The 21,230-nt window shown below is 66.9% G+C and carries 19 protein-coding genes; 15 read left to right on the plus strand and 4 right to left on the minus strand.

Features of this window, described 5'->3' with window-relative positions; translation table 11 throughout:
- Positions 1-324: hypothetical protein (locus M9902_RS08885; protein ID WP_297222368.1), on the plus strand; the 324-nt coding region annotated here is incomplete at its 5' end.
- 182 nt (positions 325-506) lie between these two features.
- On the opposite strand, the gene M9902_RS08890 is transcribed toward M9902_RS08885, so the two are convergent.
- The 3 genes from M9902_RS08890 to M9902_RS08900 form a co-directional block, all read right to left on the minus strand.
- Positions 507-1,712 (minus strand): acetyl-CoA C-acyltransferase, encoded by a 1,206-nt coding sequence (locus M9902_RS08890; RefSeq protein WP_297222370.1) that lies wholly within the window; start codon positions 1,710-1,712, stop codon positions 507-509.
- Positions 1,713-1,918: 206 nt separating this feature from the next.
- A complete protein-coding gene (locus M9902_RS08895; protein ID WP_297222372.1) occupies positions 1,919-4,291 on the minus strand; it encodes a 3-hydroxyacyl-CoA dehydrogenase/enoyl-CoA hydratase family protein in 2,373 nt (790 codons plus the stop codon).
- A gap of 21 nt (positions 4,292-4,312) precedes the next feature.
- Complete coding sequence (locus tag M9902_RS08900; RefSeq protein ID WP_297171151.1) at positions 4,313-4,939, minus strand: TetR/AcrR family transcriptional regulator; 627 nt, start codon at positions 4,937-4,939, stop codon at positions 4,313-4,315.
- A gap of 234 nt (positions 4,940-5,173) precedes the next feature.
- Here M9902_RS08900 and M9902_RS08905 point away from each other — a divergent pair, with 234 nt between their 5' ends.
- From M9902_RS08905 to M9902_RS08960, 12 genes are all read left to right on the plus strand, one after another.
- Complete coding sequence (locus M9902_RS08905; RefSeq protein WP_297222374.1) at positions 5,174-6,991, plus strand: GAF domain-containing sensor histidine kinase; 1,818 nt, start codon at positions 5,174-5,176, stop codon at positions 6,989-6,991.
- A 26-nt stretch (positions 6,992-7,017) separates the two neighbouring features.
- On the plus strand, positions 7,018-8,505 hold the full coding sequence (locus M9902_RS08910; protein ID WP_297171154.1) for a DUF3369 domain-containing protein: 1,488 nt from the start codon (positions 7,018-7,020) through the stop codon (positions 8,503-8,505).
- 181 nt (positions 8,506-8,686) lie between these two features.
- Complete coding sequence (gene ndk, locus M9902_RS08915) at positions 8,687-9,112, plus strand: nucleoside-diphosphate kinase (RefSeq protein WP_297171156.1); 426 nt, start codon at positions 8,687-8,689, stop codon at positions 9,110-9,112.
- A gap of 34 nt (positions 9,113-9,146) precedes the next feature.
- Positions 9,147-10,352 carry a 23S rRNA (adenine(2503)-C(2))-methyltransferase RlmN gene (gene rlmN / locus M9902_RS08920; RefSeq protein WP_297222376.1) on the plus strand — a complete coding sequence of 402 codons (1,206 nt, stop codon included), beginning with the start codon at positions 9,147-9,149 and terminating at the stop codon, positions 10,350-10,352.
- On the plus strand, positions 10,339-11,151 hold the full coding sequence (locus tag M9902_RS08925) for a tetratricopeptide repeat protein (RefSeq protein WP_297222378.1): 813 nt from the start codon (positions 10,339-10,341) through the stop codon (positions 11,149-11,151). The genes rlmN and M9902_RS08925 overlap by 14 nt, the downstream gene beginning before the upstream one ends.
- The gene (locus M9902_RS08930; protein WP_297222379.1) at positions 11,148-11,963 is read left to right on the plus strand and encodes a helix-turn-helix domain-containing protein; all 816 of its coding nucleotides are present in this window, start codon (positions 11,148-11,150) and stop codon (positions 11,961-11,963) included. The genes M9902_RS08925 and M9902_RS08930 overlap by 4 nt, the downstream gene beginning before the upstream one ends.
- A gap of 72 nt (positions 11,964-12,035) precedes the next feature.
- Positions 12,036-12,683: a tetratricopeptide repeat protein gene (locus M9902_RS08935; protein WP_297171162.1), complete on the plus strand. Its 648-nt coding sequence runs from the start codon at positions 12,036-12,038 to the stop codon at positions 12,681-12,683.
- Between the two features lie 2 nt (positions 12,684-12,685).
- On the plus strand, positions 12,686-13,864 hold the full coding sequence (gene bamB, locus M9902_RS08940; protein WP_297222556.1) for an outer membrane protein assembly factor BamB: 1,179 nt from the start codon (positions 12,686-12,688) through the stop codon (positions 13,862-13,864).
- 60 nt (positions 13,865-13,924) lie between these two features.
- The gene (gene der / locus M9902_RS08945) at positions 13,925-15,325 is read left to right on the plus strand and encodes a ribosome biogenesis GTPase Der (protein WP_297222381.1); all 1,401 of its coding nucleotides are present in this window, start codon (positions 13,925-13,927) and stop codon (positions 15,323-15,325) included.
- Entirely contained in the window at positions 15,322-15,945 is a 624-nt protein-coding gene (locus M9902_RS08950) for a molybdenum cofactor guanylyltransferase (protein WP_297222383.1), read from the plus strand. The genes der and M9902_RS08950 overlap by 4 nt, the downstream gene beginning before the upstream one ends.
- Positions 15,946-15,969: 24 nt before the next feature.
- The gene (gene moeB / locus M9902_RS08955) at positions 15,970-17,061 is read left to right on the plus strand and encodes a molybdopterin-synthase adenylyltransferase MoeB (RefSeq protein ID WP_297171193.1); all 1,092 of its coding nucleotides are present in this window, start codon (positions 15,970-15,972) and stop codon (positions 17,059-17,061) included.
- 107 nt (positions 17,062-17,168) lie between these two features.
- Positions 17,169-18,224 (plus strand): DUF2272 domain-containing protein, encoded by a 1,056-nt coding sequence (locus M9902_RS08960; RefSeq protein WP_297171166.1) that lies wholly within the window; start codon positions 17,169-17,171, stop codon positions 18,222-18,224.
- 4 nt (positions 18,225-18,228) lie between these two features.
- Here the strand turns inward: M9902_RS08960 and M9902_RS08965 are convergent, their stop codons facing one another.
- A complete protein-coding gene (locus M9902_RS08965; RefSeq protein WP_297222386.1) occupies positions 18,229-18,435 on the minus strand; it encodes a hypothetical protein in 207 nt (68 codons plus the stop codon).
- 213 nt (positions 18,436-18,648) lie between these two features.
- On the opposite strand from M9902_RS08965, the gene folD reads away from it, so the two are divergent.
- Together folD and guaB are read left to right on the plus strand one after the other, a co-directional pair.
- Positions 18,649-19,521: a bifunctional methylenetetrahydrofolate dehydrogenase/methenyltetrahydrofolate cyclohydrolase FolD gene (gene folD, locus M9902_RS08970; protein WP_297171195.1), complete on the plus strand. Its 873-nt coding sequence runs from the start codon at positions 18,649-18,651 to the stop codon at positions 19,519-19,521.
- Between the two features lie 162 nt (positions 19,522-19,683).
- Positions 19,684-21,144, plus strand: a complete 1,461-nt coding sequence (gene guaB, locus M9902_RS08975; protein WP_297171170.1) for an IMP dehydrogenase — start codon at positions 19,684-19,686, stop codon at positions 21,142-21,144.
- Positions 21,145-21,230: the final 86 nt, after the last annotated feature.

Below are 21,230 nucleotides of genomic sequence, written 5' to 3' on the forward strand. Positions count from 1 at the left end.
TTCGTAAGTGCGACAATCTGCTTGATCGTTCTGCTTTTGTGTGGGCTTTGTTACCCGCCATTCCCACGACCAAATCAGATGGTTGGTAAGACTCATGGTATTCTTGTTAATGAATTGGGCCCTCCGGCGGAAATAATGCCCGGAAAATACGCACTGTGGGCGCGTGATCGATTAATTGGCAAGTGGATATTCATGGCAGGTTATGATTACGGCATCGATAAAAATTCGCGGCCAATTTCTTTGGATAGACATTTGCTGCTTGGTTCGAAGCGTTGGTCAATCGTGATATTTCGTAGCTCCACTTCGCCACCTCCAGTCAGGTGAGCGAACAAAAACAGGGGCAGGTTTACTTCCTCCATCTGATAACTTAACCTGGCCCTGTTCTGCTGACCATGCGGTGACCTGCCCCCACTGAGCCGTACCATCTGTTCCTGCCGCACCATCAGGGCGTGGCAGTAGTGCCGAAAATCGCGCCCCTGCGGTGCGCTCCAACGGGGTAGTGCGCGTCAAACCGCCTCGAAAATCCCCGCCGCGCCCATGCCGGTGCCGATGCACATGGTCACCATGCCGAATTTGCATTTGCGGCGGCGCATGCCATGGACGATCGTGGCGGTGCGCACGGCGCCGGTCGCGCCCAGCGGGTGGCCCAGCGCAATCGCGCCGCCCAGCGGGTTGACCTTGGCCGGGTCCAGCTTGCAGTCGTGGATCACCGCCAGCGACTGCGCGGCAAACGCCTCGTTGAGTTCGATCCAGTCCAGCTGGTCCTGGCTCATTCCGGCCTGCGCCAGCGCCTTGGGGATGGCGGCAATCGGGCCGATGCCCATCACTTCCGGGCGCACGCCGGCAACCGAGAAACTGACGAAGCGCGCCAGCGGGGTCAAGCCGTAGTCCTTGATCGCCTGCTCGGAGGCCAGCAGCACCGCGCCGGCGCCATCGCTCATCTGCGAGGAATTGCCGGCAGTGACCGTGCCGCCGAACTGGCCGTTGCGGAACACCGGGCGCAGCTTGGCCAGCACTTCGGCCGAGGTGTCGCGGCGCGGGCCTTCGTCGTTTTCGACCCGCAGCTGCTTCAGGCGGATGGTGTTGCCGGCCAGGTCCGGCTGGTGGCTGATGACCTCGTAAGGCGTGATTTCATCGCGGAATTCGCCGGCGTCCTGCGCCTTGATGGCCTTCTGGTGCGAGGACAGGGCAAAGGCGTCTTGCGCCTCGCGCGAGATTTTCCACTCGGTCGCCACGTTTTCGGCGGTGATGCCCATGCCGTAGGCGATGTTGACGTGGTCGTTGGCGAACACCGACGGTGCCATGGCCACCTTGTGGCCCATCATCGGCACCATCGACATCGATTCGGTGCCGCCGGCCAGCATCAAGTCGGAGTTTCCCAGACGAATCTCGTTGGCCGCCAGCGCCACTGCCTGCAGGCCCGAGGAGCAGAAGCGGTTGATGGTCTGGCCGGGCACGGAGTTGGGCAGCCCGGCCAGCAGCAGGCCGATGCGCGCCACGTTCATGCCTTGCTCGGCTTCCGGCATCGCGCAGCCGACGATGACATCGCCGATGCGCGTCACATCCACGCCCGGCGCCTGCGCCAGCACGGATCTGAGCACGAAGGCCAGCATGTCATCTGGGCGGGCGTTGTGGAACACACCGCGCGGCGCCTTGCCGACCGGGGTGCGGGTGACGGCGCAGATGTAGGCGTCTTGTAATTGCTTGGTCATGGGGTTCTCCTAGAACGTGATTCGTGGTTTGTGATTGGTGATTCGCAACTGCGTAAATGGGGGCGTCGGTTTCTGCGCTCTTTCCAATCACGAATCTCGAATCACGAATCACGCGAAAGTGATTGGTGATTCGCAAGAGCGTGAGTGGCGGCGCTGTTCTTGCGCTCTTTCCAATCACCAATCACGTATCACCAATCACTGCAACCTCAGTTGCGCAACGGCTTGCCGGTCTTGAGCATGTGCGCGATGCGGGCCTGGGTCTTTTCCTGCTGGGCCAGTTCGACGAAGTGCTGGCGCTCCAGCTTGAGCAGCCAGTCCTCGTCCACCAGCGCGCCGCGATCCACCTTGCCGCCGCACAGCACGGTGGCGATGCGCTCGGCGATCTCGTAGTCGTAGGGGCTGATGAAGCGGCCTTCCAGCATATTGACCAGCAGCATCTTGAAGGTGGCGATGCCGACGTCGCCGGCCACCGGGATGCGGCGCGCCGGCAGCGGCGGGCGGTAGCCGGCCTCGGCCAGCCCGCGCGCCTGCGCCTTGGCGATGTGCAGCAGCTCGAAGGCGTTGAAGGCAATCGCATCGCCGCCGCGCATCAGGCCCAGCTCCTTGGCGTTGCTGGCCGAAGTCGAAACCTTGGCCATCGCCACGGTTTCGAACACTTTCTTCAGCTCGGCGAACACGTCGCCGCCGGGTCCGGCCGCCGCCGCGGCGCGGACCGCGAATTCCTTCAGCCCGCCGCCGGCCGGCAGCAGGCCCACGCCGGCTTCGACCAGGCCGATGTAGCTTTCCAGATGGGCGACGGTCTTGGCGCTGTGCATCTGGAACTCGCAGCCGCCGCCCAGCGCCAGCCCGCGCACCGCCGCGACCACCGGCACCAGTGCGTACTTGATGCGCTGGCTGGTGGCCTGGAAGTTGGCGACCATGGATTCGAATGCATCCACCTTGCCGGCCTGCAGCAGGCCCATCGCGCCGGCCAGATCGGCGCCGGCGGAGAAGGGTTCCTTCGGCTGCCAGACCACCAGGCCGGCAAAGTCGCGCTCGGCGCGTGCCACCGCTTCCTGCATGCCCTCGATCACCGCGTCGTTGACGGTGTGCAGCTTGGTCTTGAAGCTGACCACGGCCACCTCGTCGCCGTCGTGCCACATGCGCAGACCATCATTCTCGAATACGGTTTCGCCCGCCGGGAAGCGTTCGCCCAGCATCGGGTCGGGGAAGCGCTGGCGGCGATAGACGGGCAGGGCGGAGCGCGGCTGCAGCGCGTTCCTGCTCGGGCTGTAGCTGCCTTCGGGCGCGTACACGCCGGCGCGGCCGTCGCTGACCCAAGCGGGCAGGGTGGCATCGCTCATCGCCTTGCCGGCCTTGATGTCCTCGTCAATCCACTGCGCCACCTGCGGCCAGCCGGCTGACTGCCAGGTCTCGAACGGCCCCTGCGCCCAGCCGTAGCCCCAGCGGATCGCCTGGTCGACGTCGCGGGCGGTGTCGGCAATGGCGGCCAGATGGAAGGCGCTGTAGTGGAACAGGTCGCGGAAGCAGGCCCACAGGAACTGCGCCTGCGGATGGCTGGACGCGCGCAGCTGGCGGAATTTCTCCGCCGGATCGCGCTGCTTGAGGATTTCGACGACTTCCGGCGCCGCGCCGCGGTCGGCCGGGCGGTAATCCTGCTTTTCGAGATCGAGAACGACGATGTCCTTGCCGACCTTGCGGAAGATGCCAGCGCCGACCTTCTGGCCCAGCGCGCCCTTGGCGATCAGGGCCTCCAGCCAGGCCGGTGACTTGAAATAGCGGTGCCAGGGGTCGTCGGCCAGGGTGTCGGCCATGGTCTTGATGACGTGGGCCATGGTGTCCAGACCGACCACGTCGGAGGTGCGGTAGGTGGCCGACTTCGGCCGCCCCAGCAGCGGCCCGGTCAGGGCATCGACTTCGTCAAAACCCAGCCCGAAGGCGTGGGTGTGCTGGATCACCGACAGGATGGAAAACACCCCGATGCGGTTGCCGATGAAGTTCGGGGTGTCCTTGGCGTGCACCACGCCCTTGCCGACCTGGGTGGTGAGGAAGGTTTCCAGCCCCTCCAGCACCTTGGGCTCGGTGGTGGTGGCCGGAATGAGTTCCGCCAGATGCATGTAGCGCGGCGGGTTGAAGAAGTGCAGGCCGCAGAAGCGATGTCGAAGTTCTTCTGGAAGGACAGACGCCAACGTATTGATTCCCAAGCCTGATGTATTGCTGGCCAGCACCGCGTGCGCGGGCACGAATGGCGCGATCTTCCGGTACAGATCCTGCTTCCAGTCCATCCGTTCGGCAATCGCTTCGATGATCAGGTCACAGCCTTTGAGCTGGTCTAGGCCGGTGTCGTAATTGGCCGGCGTGATCGCTTGCGCCAGCGCCTTGCTGGCCAGCGGCGCCGGGCTGAGCTTGCCCAGATGGTCGATGGCCTTGAGCACGATGGCGTTCGGGTTGCCGTCCTTGGCTGCCAGATCGAACAACACGGTGTCGATGCCGGCATTGGTCAGCTGGGCGGCGATCTGCGCGCCCATCACGCCGGCCCCGAGCACCGCGGCGCGGCGTACGTGCAATTTCTCAAACATGTTCAGTATCTCCTTGGATATTCAATCTTTATTCGCATGGAAACCGGCGGCGGCGAAGCGAATCAGGGCAGCGGCGGCGCGCTGCCGGTGGCTGGATTCCGAGGTGCCGGTCGGGCGCTTGATCAAACCGAAATCTGCCATGGCGTATGTGAGCGCACCGGCAAGGAAGTCCAGACGCCAGTACAGCTCTTCCTTGCCCAGGCCGGGGACGCAGGCGGCGATCGCCTTGACGAATTCGCGCAGGACGTGGCCGTAGCGGTCCGACAGGAACTTGCGCAGGCCGTCATTGCTCTCGGCGTAGGCGCGGGCGATGACGCGGACGAAATCGGCGCCGCCGTGGCGGTCCTGGGCCATCGCCAGCGCCGGTTCGACGAAGGCGGCCAGCACCGGCTCCAGCTGGCCCGGGCTGTCCCTGCAGGCAGCGTTCAGCGCCGCCAGACGCTCGGTGCTCATCTGGTCCATGCGTCGGCGGAACACCTCGTTGACCAGGTTTTCCTTGCTGCCGAAGTGGTAGTTGACCGCGGCGATGTTGACGTCGGCGCGGCTGGTCACCTGGCGCAGCGAGGTGCCGGCGAAACCGTGACGGGCGAACAGCGCCTCGGCGGCGTAGAGAATTCGATCCTTGGTGGAAAAATTGCGCGTGGTCATGGCCGTGTATGAATCAAACGCTTGTTTGAGATTAGCGCCGACGCGCAGCAAGTGCAACGGGTGCTGCGGCCAGCGGGTGGCACGCGCTGCCGCGACGCTGGCAGGATTGCGGAATCGGTTCTTGAAATCGAGGCGTGCCGGGGTTAGAAGTGGGTTCGAGCCCTGCTGCGGCACGCGGCAGGCTGCGTTTGGGGATGAACGGGACGCCGGCACATGACCGATTGCGCGCCGACAGTGAACGCCACGAAGCCGTCCGATCCGGCCGAATTCGCCTTGGGCCTGCTGGCGGCCGGCAGCTTCGGGCGGGTTGTGCAGGTGTTCGAGTCGCGCCTGCGCGCGGAGATCCCGACGGTGCAACTTGCCATGTGGTGGTCCCTGCGCCCGACCGCCGCAACGACCGCCGCCCTGCGCTGCGCGCCCGGCAGCGCCCGTGACTGGGCCGAGCTGGAGCAGGCCCGGCAGGTCCTGCTCGCGGGCGGACCGGCGTCGGGGCCGGCCCCGGCAACCGGCAGCATCCTCCGTTCCCTGCCGCTGGCGCTGAAAGCGGGAGGACAAGCGGTGCTGCAGGTCCGCGGTGATGCATCCGGGATCGGGCAACTGGAACGGGACGCCGCGTTTCTGCAAATGCTGGCGCTGTTCGAACTGCGGGTCTCCGACCTGCTCGAAGCCCGCCATCTCGAGGGCGCCGTGCGCAGGCTTGAACGCTCCGAAGCGGTGCAGCGCGCGCTGTTCCGGATCGCCGAGCTCACCGGTGCCACCACCAGCATGGAAGAGTTCTACACCGCCGTGCATGCGCAGGTTGGCGAGCTGCTGTACGCGCGCAATTTCTACATCGCGCTGCTGGTGGATGACGGCGCCGCGTTTGATTATCCCTATGCCGTGGACGAACGCGACGACCCGCGGGAGATCTTCCGGCGTCAGCCGCTGCGCCACGGCCTGACCGAGTACGTGCAGCGCACCGGCAAGCCCTTGCTGCTCGATCGGGCCGTGCGCGAGCGCCTGGTGGCGGCCGGCGAGATCCGGATGGTGGGTTCGCCCTCGGTGGCCTGGCTGGGCGTGCCGCTGGTGATGGAGGGCCAGGTGGCCGGCGTCCTGGCAGTGCAAAGCTATTCGGAAGACATCCTGTACGGGCCGCGTGATCAGGAGCTGTTGGCCTTCGTCGCCCAGAACATTGCCACCGCGCTGCACCGCCGGCAGGTGGCCGAATCGCTGCGCTCGGCCTATGCGCAATTGCAGGCCCAGCTCGAAGAGCTGCGCCGGGCCCAGACGGAGTTGATCGAGAACGAGAAGATGGCTTCGCTGGGCCGGCTGGTTGCCGGGGTCGCCCATGAAATCAATACACCACTCGGGATCGCCGTCACCTCCGCCTCGCATCTGGATGACATCTTCAAGGGCCTGGAGCGCGATCCGCGGATGGCGGATCGTCCGGAATGGGTCAAGGCGCTCGGCAAGGGGCGCCGCTGCGTGGACCTGATTCTCAACAACCTCGGCAAGGCGGCGCAGTTGGTGCGCAGCTTCAAGCAGGTCGCGGTCGATCAGTCCAATGAAGTCCGGCGATCGGTCGGGATCCGCGCATTTCTGGACGACGTGCTGCTGTCGCTGCACCCGCGCCTGAAGGTGACGCCGCACCGCGTGGAAGTGGCGTGTGCCGAGGACCTGGCGTTGGAGACCCTGCCGGGCGCGCTCTACCAGGTCGTGTCGAACATCCTCCTCAACGCCTTGCTGCACGCATTCGAGGATGGCCAGGCGGGGCTGATCCGGATCGTCTGCACGCGTTCCGGGGACGGCATCGACCTGTCGATCCGGGACGACGGCAGGGGGATGCCGGATTCGGTCCGGCAGCACGTCTTCGAACCGTTCTTCACCACCCGCCGTGGCCGCGGCGGCACCGGCCTGGGCCTGCACATGGTCTACAACCTCGTCACCCAGCTGCTGGGCGGAACCATCGCCTGCGCCAGCGCCCCCGGGCAGGGTGCCGAGTTCACGATCCACCTGCCTTTCAACCATGAGCCCGGCGCCGCCGGATCCGCTGCACCCATCGCAACCAGCTGAAGACGAACAATCCGGGGGTTTCCGAAATGACGAGCAAGAGCGAGTGCTGGAAAATCCTGGTGGTCGATGACGAGCCTGGCGTCCGCGAAATCACCCGCATGGTGCTGGAGGACATGGCGTTCGATGGCCGCGGCCTGGAAATCCTGGAAGCCGCTTCCGGGAGCGAGGCCAGGCAGGTGCTCGACGACCATGACGACATCGCCCTGATGATCGTGGACGTGGTGATGGAGAGCGACCACGCCGGCCTGGATCTGGTGCGGCACGTGCGCGAAGTGCGCGGCAATCGTCTGGTGCGCATCATCCTGCGCACCGGCCACCCCGGCCAGGCGCCCGAGCGCGAGGTGATCCGCGGCTACGACATCAATGATTACAAGGAAAAGACCGAGCTGACTTCCAGCAAGCTCGAGACCACCGTGTTCGTCGCCCTGCGCGGCTATCGCGACATCGCCACGATCGAGGCCGCCCGCCGCGGGCTGGAGCGGGTCGTCGAAGCCTCCGTGGAGATCCACTCGCGGCGCCAGAGCCACGAATTCGCCTCGGCCGTGCTGGCCCAGCTGGCGACCCTGACCGGCCTGCCGGACGGGGCTTTGTACTGCGCCATCCCCAGAACCGATCAGGCCAGGGACATGCCGATCCAGGTGACCGCGGCCATCGGCGCCTTCCGTGCCTACGTCAGCGGCGCGATCGACGACAGCCTGCCCGAGCCGATGTTGCGCAGCTTCCACGCCGCCTATGACGGCAAGCACCACGTCTTCGAACCGGATCACTATGTCCTGTATTTTTCCGATTCGCGCGACTCGGAAAACCTGTTGATCGTCGCCGGTTCGCCGCACCTGTCCGACCTCGACCTGCATCTGGTCAAGGTGTTTTGCACCAACGTCGGCATCGCTTTCGAGAACCTGCACCTGCACCGCGACCTGCTGGATGCGCAGCTGGAGATGATCTGCCTGCTGGCCGGGGCGGTCGAATCGCGCTCGCGCGAGACCGCCAATCACGTCAAGCGGGTCGGCCTGTTGGCGCACATGCTGGCCTCGGCCCTGGGCCTGGACGCCAAGACCGCCGAGGCCCTGGAGTTCGCCGCGCCGCTGCACGACGTCGGCAAGATCGCGGTGCCGGACGTGATCTTGAACAAGCCCGGACCGCTCACCGCCGAGGAAACCGTGATCATGCGTCTGCACGCCGAACGCGGCGCCCAGCTGCTGGCGCAGTCGCACCTGCCGTTGATCCAGCTCGCGGCGGAAATCGCCCAGACCCACCACGAGAACTGGGATGGCAGCGGCTATCCGCTGGGCCTGGCGGGCGAAGACATCCCGCTCAGCGGGCGCATCACCGCGCTGGCCGACGTGTTCGATGCGCTCGGCAGCCGCCGCTGCTACAAGGCGCCGTGGACGCAGGACCGGATCATCGAATTGCTGCAGGAGCAGCGTGGGCGCAAGTTCGAACCGAGGCTGGTGGACCTGCTGCTGGAGCGTCTTGATCAGGCCGAGGCGATTCGGCAGTCGCTGCCGGATTGAGCCGGCCTGCGCCGGGTTGCCGGGCCACGCGCGTCGCAAACCGCCGCCGCACCGCGGGCGCACCGCCGCAGGATCGGTTAGAATTCCCCGCAGGCATGTCTGCCAAACCCGCGTCAGGACGCGGGTTTTTCTGTTATCCTCGGGTGCTCCGGCACGGACGCCCACCAACCGGAGAATTTCGATGGCGCTGGAGCGCACCCTTTCGATCGTCAAGCCCGATGCCGTTGCCAAGAACGTGATCGGCGAGATCTACGCCCGTTTCGAGAAGGCCGGCCTGAAGGTCGTGGCCGCCAGGATGAAGCACCTGTCCAAGCAGGAAGCGGAAGGCTTCTACGCGGTGCACCGCGAGCGCCCGTTCTTCCCGGCGCTGGTCAACTTCATGAGCTCCGGCCCGGTGATGATCCAGGTGCTGGAAGGCGAGGGCGCGGTGCTGAAGAACCGCGAGCTGATGGGCGCCACCAATCCGAAGGACGCCGCCCCGGGCACCATTCGCGCCGACTTCGCCGACAGCATCGACGCCAACGCCGTGCATGGTTCGGATTCGCTGGAGAACGCCGCGATCGAGATCGGCTACTTCTTCCCGGCCACCGACGTCTACGCGCGCTGAACCGCCGGGAGACGGGAAGAGGGAGACGGGAAACGTGAACGGTCAAACGCAAATCCAGACAACGGATGCGGTGTCTCCCGTCTCCCGCCTCCCGTCCATCGATACGCGCACCAACATCTTCGACTTCGACCGCGCCCGGCTGGAGCGCTTCTTCGAGGAAGAACTGGGCGAAAAACCCTTCCGCGCCCACCAGGTGATGAAGTGGATCCACCACCGCTACGTCACCGACTTTGCGGAGATGACCGACCTCGGCAAGGTGCTGCGCAGCAAGCTGGAAGAACGCGCCCGGATCCATGCGCCACAGGTCATCTTCGAGAAAACCTCGCTGGATGACACTCGCAAGTGGCTGCTCGGCATGGACGCGAAGAACGCCATCGAGACCGTGTACATCCCCGACAAGGGTCGCGGCACCCTGTGCGTGTCCTCGCAGGTGGGCTGCGCGCTCAACTGCGCGTTCTGTTCCACCGGCGCGCAGGGCTTCAATCGCAACCTGTCCACCGCCGAGATCATCGGCCAGGTGTGGGTGGCGGCGCGTGCGCTCGGCAACGTGCCGCACCAGCAGCGCAAGCTCACCAATGTGGTGATGATGGGCATGGGCGAGCCGCTGGCCAATTTCGACAACGTGGTGCGCGCGATGAGCATCATGCGCGACGACTACGGCTATGGCCTCGCCAACAAGCGCGTGACGCTCTCGACCGCCGGGATGGTGCCGCAGATCGACCGCCTGGCGCAGGAGAGCGATGTCTCTCTGGCGGTGTCCCTGCACGCGCCGTTCGACGAGCTGCGCACCCAGCTGATGCCGATCAACAAGAAGTATCCGCTGGCGACCCTGATCGACGCCTGCGTGCGCTACGCGCAGCGCAAGAAGGGCGAATCGGTCACCTTCGAATACACCCTGATGCAGGGCGTCAACGACCAGCCCGAGCACGCGCGCGCGCTGGTGAAGCTGCTGCAGGATTTCGACCGCCGCGTGCAGATGCAGGACGCGGCCAAGATCAACCTGATTCCGTTCAACCCGTTCCCCGGTACCCAGTTCCAGCGGCCGAGCGATGCGGCGATTCGCGACTTCCAGCGCCTGCTCAACGCGGCAGGCCGGATCGCGCCGGTGCGGCGCACTCGCGGCGACGACATCGACGCGGCTTGCGGCCAGCTCAAGGGCCAGGTGGTGGATCGCACGCCGCGCTCGGCCAGGATCCGCAAACAACAGCAGGCAAGGGAGGCGGCACGTGGCGCGGTATGAGGCAATCCTGACCGCCCTGCTGGGCGCGGCCCTGCTGGCGGGATGCAGCCAACTGGAGCGGCTGACGATCATCCGTCCCAGCGCGCATATCCGCAGCACCACCCAGGTGGCGCCGACCTATGATGTCTCCGGCCGCCGCGGGCAGCGGACCGATGATGCCTACCAGCTGATGGCCTCGGCAACCGACTATTTCCAGCGCGGCGAATACGACCAGTCCGAGCGCCTCCTGCAACAGGCGCTGCATATCCCGAGCGCCGCGGCCGATGCCAATACCATGCTCGGGATGATTGCCGATGTGCGTGGCCAGGCGGCCAAGGCCGGCAAGTATTACGAGGCCGCGACCGTGGCCGCGCCCAACGGCGCGGCGTATGCCAACAACTATGGCAAATGGCTGTGCGCAAACGGCCAGCCCGCCAAGTCGCTGGCGTGGTTCGAGCGCGCGCTGGGCAATCCGGCCTACACCACGCCGGTCGCTTCGCTGTCGAACGCGGGTGAATGTGCGCAGAGGTCCGGACAGACCGATCGCGCCGAACGCTACTGGCGCGCGGCGCTGGGCATGGAACCAAAGGCGTTGCCGGCGCTGGCCGGCATGGCCCAGCTGGAATTCGACCGGGGCAACTATCTGGACGCCCGGGCGTTTTCGGAACGCTGGCTGGCGCTGGCGCCCTCGGATCCGGCCGGATTGCGGCTTGCGGCGACGACCGAACAAAAACTGGGCGACAACGCGGCCGCTTCGCGCTATCTTTCCCGTTTACAGGCGCTTTCCCCCGGCGCCCACCCTGTTCCAGCGACGCAATGACCGCCCATCCGTACCCGAATCCGGATCATGCCGCCCTTGCCGGCTGCGGTGAACGCTTGCGCGCCGCGCGCGAAGCGGCCGGGATGAGCGTCGAGGACGTGGCGCTCAAGCTGCGCATGACGACCCGGGTGGTGCGTTCGCTGGAGGCCGAGGACTGGTCGCGGCTGGGGGCGCCGGTGTTCGTCCGCGGCCAGGTGCGCAGCTATTCAAGGCTGCTGGGGCTGACCACGGCGCCAATGATGGACGCCCTCGACGTCGGCCCGGTCGAGCCGACCCGGTTGGTCAGCCGCACCCACACGCCCAAATTGCAATGGTGGGCCGAGCAGCTCGGTCGCCGGCTGGTCTACATCGTGCTGACCCTGTCACTGGCGATTCCGGCCTGGGTGGCGACGCGCCAGCACTTGAGCACGGGCAGCGAAGGGGTGGCGGCGCTGGATGCCCCGGTCGCTTCGCGGGCCGATGCGGACCACGCCGCGGCCACGCCGCGCACGCTGGTGGCCTCGCTGGCGCCGGTGGCGTCCGCCGAGGCCGAGGCGCCATCAGCAGTCACGGCGCCTTCGGGCATCGTGCTGCGCACGCGCGGTGAGTCCTGGGTCGAGGTGATCGGCAGCGACGGGCAGGCCCTCGAGAAGGCGCTGTTGCCGGGCGGCATTGAGCGCCATTTCCCGCCGGGTCAGGTGCGTGCCCTGACCATCGGCAATGTCGCCAACGTGGAATTGGTGAATGCCGGCCAGCCCGTGGCGTTCGCGCAACAGGCGGGAGTTGCCCGCTTTGCGGTATCCTCCGACGGCTCGCTGGTGGCCACGGACTGACGGCTCCAGCGGCTCGGCAACGCATTATGATTCCGACCAACCACCCGCCCTGGACGGCGGGCGAGAGGCAGCATGGCAATTGATGATCTGCTCGTCGACGAGCACGAACAAAGCGAACGCGTTCGCAACTGGCTCCGCAACAACGGCATCGGCATCATCGCCGGCATCGGGCTCGGGTTGGGCGCGATTTATGGCTGGCAATGGTGGCAGGGCCAGCAGATGCAGCAGCGGCGGGAGGTCAGCGCCCGCTACTCGCAGGGGATGGATGCGCTTGCGCAAGGCCGGATTCCGGCCGATGGCGGCAAGGCCCTGATCGCCGAGATCGATCGCGGCAACCCCACCCTGGGAACGCTGGCGGCGCTGCAAGCCGCCAAGGCGCTGGTCGATGCCGGCAAGCGGGATGAGGCGATCGCCGCGCTGCGCGGGGTGAAAACCCCGGATCCGAACCTGGTATCGGTCCTGCAGGAGCGACTGGCGCGCCTGTTGATCGACGCCAACAAACCCGACGAAGCGCTGGCGCTGCTCAAGGATGACCGCGACCCGGCCATGCTTGCTGCCCGCGGCGACGCCCAGTACGCCAAGGGCGACCGCGCCGCGGCGCGGGACGCCTACACCCGGGCGCTGGGCCTGGTCGACGTGGGTGACCCGCAGCACCGCCTGCTCACCCTCAAACTGATTGAAGCCGGCGGTACGCCGCCGCACTCCGAGGACAACAGCTGATGATGCAGGCCCGACGCCACTCGCTCCGCCTCCTTGCCATCACCGCCATCGCGGTGGCCACGCTCTCCGGCTGCACCACGGTCAAGAACCTGTTCGGCGGACGCTCCGGGGACAAGGCCCACGAGCCGGTGAAACTGGAAGCCATCACCCCCAGCGTGACCGTCAATCAATTGTGGACGGCCAACGTTGGCACGGGCGAGAAATACCTCGGCATGGGCCAGCACCCGGTGATCGAAAACGGCACGGTCTATGCCGCGGCGGTGGTTGGCGGCGTGCACGCCTACGAACTGTCCAGCGGCCGCGAGCTGTGGGCCTACGCTTCCGACCTCAAGCTGACCGGCGGACCGGGTGCGGGGGATGGTCTGGTGGTGGTCGGCGGCCTGCAGGGCGACGTGATCGCCCTCGACGCGGCGACCGGACAGGAGAAGTGGAAGGCCAAGGTCCAAAATGAAGTTCTTTCGGCGCCGGTGATCGGTGCCGGCATGGTCTATGTCCACTCCAACGACGGTCGCGTCACCGCGTTCGACGAAACCAATGGCGAACGCCGCTGGTTTTACGAGAGCGAGCTGCCGCCGCTGACAGTGCGCGGCACCAGCAGCCTGACCATGGGGCCGGGCCTGGTGTTCTTCGGGACCGACGGCGGCAAGCTGGTCGCGCTGCGGGCCAGCGACGGCAACGTGCTGTGGTCGACGCCGGTGGCCGAACCCGATGGGCGCACCGAACTGGAGCGCATGTCCGACGTCGACGGCGAACCGGTGCTGGACGGCACCACCCTGTTTGCCACCAGCTTCAAGAACCACACCGTCGCCATCAACGGGCCCAGCGGCCAGATCATGTGGGACAGCGAGCACGGTGGTGCCCGCGGGCTGGGCGTGAGCAACTCCGCGATCGTCATCACCGACCCCAAGAGCTACGTGAACGGCCTCGACAAGAACACCGGCAGCAGCCTGTGGCAGCAGACCGGATTGCTCAACCGCCGGGTGACGGCGCCCGCGGTGCAGGGGGATTACGCGGTGGTCGGCGACTTCGAGGGCGTGATCCACTGGCTCCGGTTGAGCGACGGCGCCTTTGCCGCGCGCAGCAAGCTTGGTACCGCGATCAGCGGCAAGCCGGTGGTCGCCGACGGGATCGTCGTGATCCAGAGCAGCGACGGCAAGCTGGCGGCGTTCTCGCTGCAATGAACCGGGCGCACCGGCCGCGGCTGCAGCCGGACGCAAGACGCGGCCGGGGAGGCTGAGCACATGCTTCCGCTGGTGGCCCTGGTCGGTCGGCCCAACGTCGGCAAGTCGACCTTGTTCAACGCGCTGACCCGCTCGCGCGACGCGCTGGTGCACGACCAGCCGGGGGTGACGCGGGACCGCAACTACGGCGTCTGCCGGCTGGCGGAAGGCCGTCCGTTCGTGCTCGTGGACACCGGCGGCATCGCCGGCGAGGACGCCGGCCTTTCCGGCGCAACCGCGCGCCAGGCCCGCGCCGCCGCCGTCGAGTGTGACCTGATCCTGTTCGTGGTCGATGGCCGCGAAGGCCGCTCCGGGCTGGATGACGATCTCGCCAGATGGCTGCGCACGCTGTCCAAGCCGGTCCTTCTGATCGTCAACAAGACCGATGGCATCGACGTGCAGACGGCCTTGGCCGATTTCGCCCGCTACGGCTTCGACAACGTGTTGCCGGTGTCCTCCGCCCATCGCACCGGGCTCGACGGGCTGCTGGCGCAGGCGCTGGCCCGGCTGCCCGAGGCCGGGACCGTGGAAACCCCGGACGATGACCCGAAACGGATCCGGATTGCCTTCGTCGGCCGTCCGAACGTGGGCAAATCGACGCTGGTCAACCGCATCCTCGGCGAAGAGAGGATGATCGCCTCGGAGGTGCCGGGCACCACCCGCGATTCCATCTCGGTCGATCTCGAACGCGACGGCCGCCTGTATCGACTGATCGATACCGCCGGCCTGCGTCGTCGCGCCCGGGTGGATGAAGCGGTCGAGAAATTTTCCGCGCTCAAGACCCTGCAGGCGATCGAGCAGTGCCAGGTCGCGGTGCTGATGCTCGACGCCAGCGAGGGCGTCACCGACCAGGATGCGACCGTGCTCGGCGCCATCCTCGACGCCGGCCGAGCGCTGGTGGTGGCGATCAACAAATGGGACGGTCGCAGCGACTACGAACGCCGCCAGGCCGATGCCATGGCGGCGCGCAAGCTGGTGTTCGTGGAATGGGCCGAGACCGTGCACATCTCCGCCTTGCATGGTTCCGGGTTGCGCGAATTGTTCAAGGCGATCCACCGCGCCCACCATGCGACCACGCGCCAGTTCTCGACCTCCGAGGTGACCCGCGCGGTCGAGGCGGCCAGCACCGCCAATCCGCCGCCGATGGTGCGGGGCCATGCGCCCAAGCTGCGCTTTGCCCATCCCGGCGGCGACAGCCCGCCGACCTTCGTGATCCACGGCACCCGCCTGAAATCACTGCCGCAGTCGTATCTGCGCTATCTGGAAAACTTCTTCCGCAAGCGCTTCAAATTGGTCGGCACGCCGGTGCGTCTGGTCCTCAAGGAAAACAGCAACCCCTTCGCCGGCCGCCACAACGCGCCGACCGAACGCCAGATCGAGCGGCGGCGGCGATTGGTGCGGCACCGCAAGCGCAGCGAATGAACCTGGTACCCGAGGCGCTGACGTTGGGCCTGCTGGCCGGTGGCCGCGCGACCCGATTGGGTGGGTTGGACAAGGCCTGGCTGCACATCCAGGGCCAGCCGCAGGTGCTGCGCTTGTGCGCACGTTTTGCTAACCGCTGCGGTGCGATCCTGGTCAGCGCCAACCGCGGCTTTGAACGCTATGTCGAATGCGGTCTGACCGCGCTGCCCGACCGTCATCCGGGCATCGGCCCGATCGCCGGATTGGAGGCGCTGGCCGCGGGCTGCACCACGCCGTGGCTGTTCACGCTGCCGGTGGACGCGCTGGATTGCAGCGACGTGGTGCTTGACGGATTGGTGGCCGCAGGCGGGCGGGGTGCGGTCGCGCAGGATGCCGAGGGCCGGCAGCCGCTGTTTGCCCTGTACGCCACCCGGGCGCTGCGGGAAGCAGCCGCGAATGCGATCGGCTCCGGTCACTACGCGGTGCGCGACCTGCAAGCCGCCATGCGCTTGCCGATGGTGCAATTCGCCGCGGCGAGGTTCGGCAATCTCAATACCCCGGAAGCGCTGGCGGCCGCCGGCGGCACGCCCGATTCGAGTGGCGATCCGGGTGCCGATTTCGGTCCCGATGCCGGCGACTGAAAGACGACGCCTCATAATGTCCGCATGACCGCTGTGAGCATCAGCCCGATTGCAGCCCGCAGGCGCCAGCAGGCCGGCGACCTGTTGATCGACTTGCGCAGCGACGACGAACGCGCGTCGGGGATGGCCGAAGGCGCGCTCGGATTGGCGCGCGAAGCGCTGCTGCGCGATCCGGCGCGCCATCTTCCGGACCGTGATGCGACGGTGATGTTGCTGTGCGAGGCCGGCGTGCGCTCGCATCAATGCGCGCAGGCGTTGCGCGAGCTTGGCTATGCCCATGCCGTCTCGGTCGACGGCGGCACCGAGGCGTGGCGTGCCGCGGGCCTGCCGATGCTTGTTCCCGACGGCGATGCCGATTTCGCCGAACGCTACTCCCGCCAGATCCGTCTCCCCGACGTGGGCCTGGAAGGGCAGCGAAAGCTGCAGCACGCCCGGGTGCTGATTGTCGGCGCCGGTGGCCTGGGTTCACCCGCGGCCTTGTACCTGGCCGCCGCCGGTATCGGCCACCTGCGACTGGCCGATGCCGACACGGTGGACCGCAGCAACCTGCAGCGGCAGATCCTGCACGCCGATGCGCGCATCGGCATGCCCAAGGTCGCATCCGCGGCAATCGCCATCGCTGCGCTCAATCCGCGCACGTGCGTCGAAGCGATCCCGGAACGCGTCGATGCCGTCACCGTCGATCGCCTGCTCGACGGCGTCGACCTGGTGCTCGACGGCAGCGACAACTTCGCGACCCGCTACCTGCTCAACGACGCCTGCGTGCGCCTGCGCAAGCCGCTGGTCTACGGCGCGGTGCAGCGCTTCGAAGGGCAGGTGTCGGTGTTCGACGCCGGCCGCCGACCCGGGCAGTCGCCGTGCTACCGCTGCCTGTATCCACAGCCACCGCCGCCGGATGCGGTGCCCAGCTGCTCCGAAGCCGGCGTGCTGGGCGTCTTGCCGGGGATCATCGGAATGTTGCAGGCCACCGAGGCCATCAAGCAGGTGCTCGGGCTGGGCGAACCCTTGATCGGGCGGCTGCTGCAATTCGACGCGCGCACGATGCGCTTTTCCGAATTGCGCATCACGCCCGATCCGGACTGTCCGGTTTGCGCCGCCAATTGCGCTTCCATCTGAAGAGTCCTGTTGCCGGATTCCTGCCGTTCGCGCCGACTTGTCGGCAGTCGATCCCGCTCCGGGCCCGACTGGAATGGTCGTTGATCGTCCAAACGGAGTTGCCACTGATGGTTCATCGTGCCTGGCTGCGCCACCTGCTCGTTCTGTCCCTGCTGTTGCTGGCCGGCTCGGCATGGGCCAGCGACCCATGTCCGGCGCTGGCGCAACGCCAATCCGATCCATCGGTGGCAACCCGCATCGGCGCGTTTGCCTGCGCTGAGAACCTGCGCTGGAATCGACCATTCGTCGACCTCCAGGGGCGTCTGGCCAGCGCCAGCGTGTACGAGGCGGAAAACAGCGGGCTGGCCGACAGCGCTTCGCCGTGGCGGCGGGTGGCGTTTTATTGGCAGTCCAGCGGCTTGCTGCGCTCGGTGGCCCAGCGCCCCGGCGCGGCCGACTGCCGCCATGCATCCGACAATCCGTCCTACGCGGGCCCGAGTTGCCGCGGCTTCGTGATCGATACACCTTGGTCGGCGGCCTTCATCAGCTGGGTCGCGCAGCGCGCCGGCATCCCCGGCTTCACCTCGTCGGCGAGTCATTTCGACTACGTGCGCGCGGCCCGCGCCAATCCGGGCAGCAGTCCTTACGGCTATGCCGATCCGGGCAGCGCAAGGCTCGCTCCGGGCGATCTGCTGTGCTACGTCCGGTCCAGCCGCATTTACGGATACGACGGCCTCACCGCGCTGATCGACCGCGGCGGTGCGGCGGGGCTGCCGATGCACTGCGACTTCGTGGTCGGTACTGATAGTGGTCACGCCTACACGGTCGGTGGCAACGTGCAGCAGGCCGTCACCCTGCGCATGCTCAACCTCAATGCCAACGGGCAGCTTTGGGGCTTGCCGCAGCGCGGATCGGACAGTGTCGCCTGCTCGCCGGATCAGGAAGCGGCGTGCAGCTTCAATCGCCAGGATTGGGCGGTCGTGCTCAAGCTCAAATCCCAGGACGAACTGGCGCGGCTCGGCCCGGTGACGCCGCGCCTGTTGCCGCAGCAGAATCAAGGCCCGGCGCAGCCAGGCTGCTGCGAGAACTGCGTGCTGGGTTCGGGCATCCCGCGCTGTCCCGCGCCGGGCGCTCCCGTGCCGCCGGCAACGCCCGATTCCGAACCGATACAGGGTTCGGAGTGACCGATCAGGCCGCCGGGGGCGTCGTTTGGGCGCTGCGTGATCGCGGCTTCGCGCGCTGATCGATCTGCACGCCCAGCACCGTGTTGCAGTGGATGCAGGTAAAGCTGAGGCAGCGCGCCTTGCTGCTGCCCTCGACGACGCCGACCACGTGTTCCACGTTGACGTGCAGCACCCGCTTGCCGCACTTCGGACAGAGCCCCTGGATCGCCATATGCACCTCGGACTGTCTGCTGCTGCCGGCCGAAGACAGGAAGCGGGCAACCGGAAAGTTGCCCTGCACGGGTTCGACCCGGTCCCGCGCGGGGTCTTGCAGTCGATAACCTACACCGCTTCGCGGCCGCCGTCACCGCCCCGAGGTGCGGGTTCGCGATCGGAGCGATCGGTGCGCGATAATGCCCGCTTGCCAACAGCCGATGCGAGCCGGATGACCGCCAGGATCCTCGATGGAAAGCGCATCGCCGACGCGCTACTGGACAACCTCAAGGTGCGGATCGACGCCCGCATCAAGGCTGGCAAGGCGCGCCCCGGCCTGGCCGTGGTGCTGGTCGGCGGCGACCCGGCTTCAGCGGTGTACGTGCGCAACAAGCGGCGGGCGGCGGAAAAGGTGGGGATCGAGGCTTTCGATTTCGATCTGCCCGCCGGCACCAGCGAGGCCGAACTGCTGGCGTTGGTCGATCGCCTCAATGCCGATCCAACCGTCCATGGCATCCTCGTCCAGCTGCCGCTGCCAGGCATCGGCGACGCCAGCGCCCTGATCGAGCGCATCGATCCGGACAAGGACGTCGACGGTTTCCATCCGCAGAACGTCGGCCACCTGGCGCTGCGCCAGTTCGGGCTGCGCCCGTGCACGCCGCGCGGGATCACCACGCTGCTGGCCTGGACCGATCGCCCGGTGCGCGGACAGAGCGCGACCATCGTCGGTGTTTCCAACCACGTCGGTCGGCCGATGGCGCTGGAGCTTTTGATCGCCGGCTGCACGGTCACCAGCTGCCACAAGTTCACGCCGCTGGAAGAACTGCGCCGCCACGTGGGCGAAGCCGACATCCTGGTCGTCGCCGCCGGCCGTCCTGGTTTGATTCCGGGTGATTGGGTGAAGGAAGGCGCAGTGGTGATCGATGTCGGCATCAACCGGCTGGACGACGGCCGGCTGGTGGGCGACGTCGGCTTTGCCGAGGCAGCGCAGCGCGCAAGCTGGATCACCCCGGTGCCGGGCGGGGTCGGGCCGATGACCGTGGCCACCTTGATGCAAAACACTCTGGAAGCCGCCGAACTGGCCGACAGCGCAAACCCCGAGTAGGTGCGCGCCCAGCGCGATGAAGGCGCGTTGGAGCGCACCCTGCGCGCGATGGGCATGTTTCGAGGCCCGGTCGCGGGCAGGGCCCGCTCCAACAAAGGCCACTCCCGCGAAAATGAAACGCGGTACAATGACGCGCTTCCCCCCACACCCATGGGACTGCCGATGCTCCGCATCCAGGCTGAAGCACTGACCTACGACGACGTTTCCCTCGTCCCCGCGCATTCCAGCGTCCTGCCCAAGGACGTTTCCCTCGAAACCCGGCTCACCCGTGACCTGCGCATTCGCCTGCCGATCGCCTCGGCGGCGATGGATACCGTCAGCGAGGCACGCCTTGCGGTCACCCTGGCCCAGCTGGGCGGCATCTCGATCATCCACAAGAACATGACCGCGCAGGTCCAGGCGCAGCAGGTCGCCTGGGTCAAGAATTTCGAGGCCGGGGTGATCCGCGAACCGCTGACCGTCGGCCCGGAGACCAGCATCGGCGAGGTGCTCAAGCTCACCCGCGCCCGCAATATTTCCGGCGTGCCGGTGGTCGATGATTCCGGGCATCTGGTCGGGATTGTCACCGGCCGCGACATGCGTTTCGAGAAAAAACTCGACGATCCCGTGCGCCACGTCATGACCAAGCGCGACAAGCTGGTGACGGTCAGGGAAGACGCCAGCGATGACGAGGTGATGAATCTGCTGCACAAGCACCGCATCGAGAAGGTGCTGGTGGTCAACGATGCCTTCGAGCTGCGCGGGCTGATCACCGTCAAGGACATCCAGAAGAAGTCCGACAACCCCAACGCCGCCTACGACGCCCACGAGCGGCTGCTGGTGGGGGCGGCGGTCGGCGTGGGCGGTGATACCGAAGCCCGGGTCGAGGCGCTGGTGAACGCAGGCGTGGACGTGATCGTGGTGGACACCGCGCACGGCCACTCGCAGGGCGTGATCGAGCGCGTGGCCTGGGTCAAGCGGCACTATCCGCAGGTGCAGGTGGTCGGCGGCAACATCGTCACCGGCGACGCCGCGCTGGCGCTGATGGATGCCGGCGCCGATGCGGTCAAGGTGGGCGTCGGCCCCGGCTCGATCTGCACCACCCGCGTGGTGGCGGGTGTGGGCGTGCCGCAGATCACCGCCATCGACATGGTGGCTAGCGCACTCAAGGACCGCATTCCGCTGATCGCCGATGGCGGCATCCGCTATTCCGGTGATATCGGCAAGGCGCTGGTGGCCGGCGCGTCCAGCGTGATGATCGGCGGTCTGTTTGCCGGCACCGAGGAATCGCCGGGTGAGATCGAATTGTTCCAGGGCCGCAGCTACAAGAGCTATCGCGGCATGGGCAGCCTCGGCGCGATGGAGAAGGGCAGCAAGGACCGCTATTTCCAGGATGCGGCCGATGCCGACAAGCTGGTGCCGGAAGGCATCGAAGGCCGGGTGCCGGTGCGCGGTCCGCTGTCCGGCGTGGTCCACCAGCTGATGGGCGGTCTGCGCGCCACCATGGGCTATGTCGGCTGTGCCACCATCGAGGACATGCGCAGCCAGCCCGCGTTCGTCAAGATCACCGGCGCCGGCCAGCGCGAAAGCCACGTCCACGATGTGCAGATCACCAAGGAACCGCCGAATTATCGGGCGGGGTGATGGGGTTGAACCGTTCACCCTTCGACAGGCTCAGGGCGAACGGTCGGGCACGACACTGCCGCAAGGCCGTTCGTGGTGAGCTTGTC

The organism is Thermomonas sp., assembly GCF_023953935.1.
GTDB lineage: Bacteria > Pseudomonadota > Gammaproteobacteria > Xanthomonadales > Xanthomonadaceae > Thermomonas.

Coding starts and splice junctions, on each gene's coding strand:
- M9902_RS08890 (WP_297222370.1), bottom strand. CDS start 1,712: ATGACCAAGCAATTACAAGACGCCTACATCTGCGCCGTCACCCGCACC.
- M9902_RS08895 (WP_297222372.1), bottom strand. CDS start 4,291: ATGTTTGAGAAATTGCACGTACGCCGCGCCGCGGTGCTCGGGGCCGGC.
- M9902_RS08900 (WP_297171151.1), bottom strand. CDS start 4,939: ATGACCACGCGCAATTTTTCCACCAAGGATCGAATTCTCTACGCCGCC.
- M9902_RS08910 (WP_297171154.1), top strand. CDS start 7,018: ATGACGAGCAAGAGCGAGTGCTGGAAAATCCTGGTGGTCGATGACGAG.
- ndk (WP_297171156.1), top strand. CDS start 8,687: ATGGCGCTGGAGCGCACCCTTTCGATCGTCAAGCCCGATGCCGTTGCC.
- M9902_RS08930 (WP_297222379.1), top strand. CDS start 11,148: ATGACCGCCCATCCGTACCCGAATCCGGATCATGCCGCCCTTGCCGGC.
- M9902_RS08935 (WP_297171162.1), top strand. CDS start 12,036: ATGGCAATTGATGATCTGCTCGTCGACGAGCACGAACAAAGCGAACGC.
- bamB (WP_297222556.1), top strand. CDS start 12,686: ATGCAGGCCCGACGCCACTCGCTCCGCCTCCTTGCCATCACCGCCATC.
- der (WP_297222381.1), top strand. CDS start 13,925: ATGCTTCCGCTGGTGGCCCTGGTCGGTCGGCCCAACGTCGGCAAGTCG.
- M9902_RS08950 (WP_297222383.1), top strand. CDS start 15,322: ATGAACCTGGTACCCGAGGCGCTGACGTTGGGCCTGCTGGCCGGTGGC.
- moeB (WP_297171193.1), top strand. CDS start 15,970: ATGACCGCTGTGAGCATCAGCCCGATTGCAGCCCGCAGGCGCCAGCAG.
- M9902_RS08960 (WP_297171166.1), top strand. CDS start 17,169: ATGGTTCATCGTGCCTGGCTGCGCCACCTGCTCGTTCTGTCCCTGCTG.
- M9902_RS08965 (WP_297222386.1), bottom strand. CDS start 18,435: ATGGCGATCCAGGGGCTCTGTCCGAAGTGCGGCAAGCGGGTGCTGCAC.
- folD (WP_297171195.1), top strand. CDS start 18,649: ATGACCGCCAGGATCCTCGATGGAAAGCGCATCGCCGACGCGCTACTG.
- guaB (WP_297171170.1), top strand. CDS start 19,684: ATGCTCCGCATCCAGGCTGAAGCACTGACCTACGACGACGTTTCCCTC.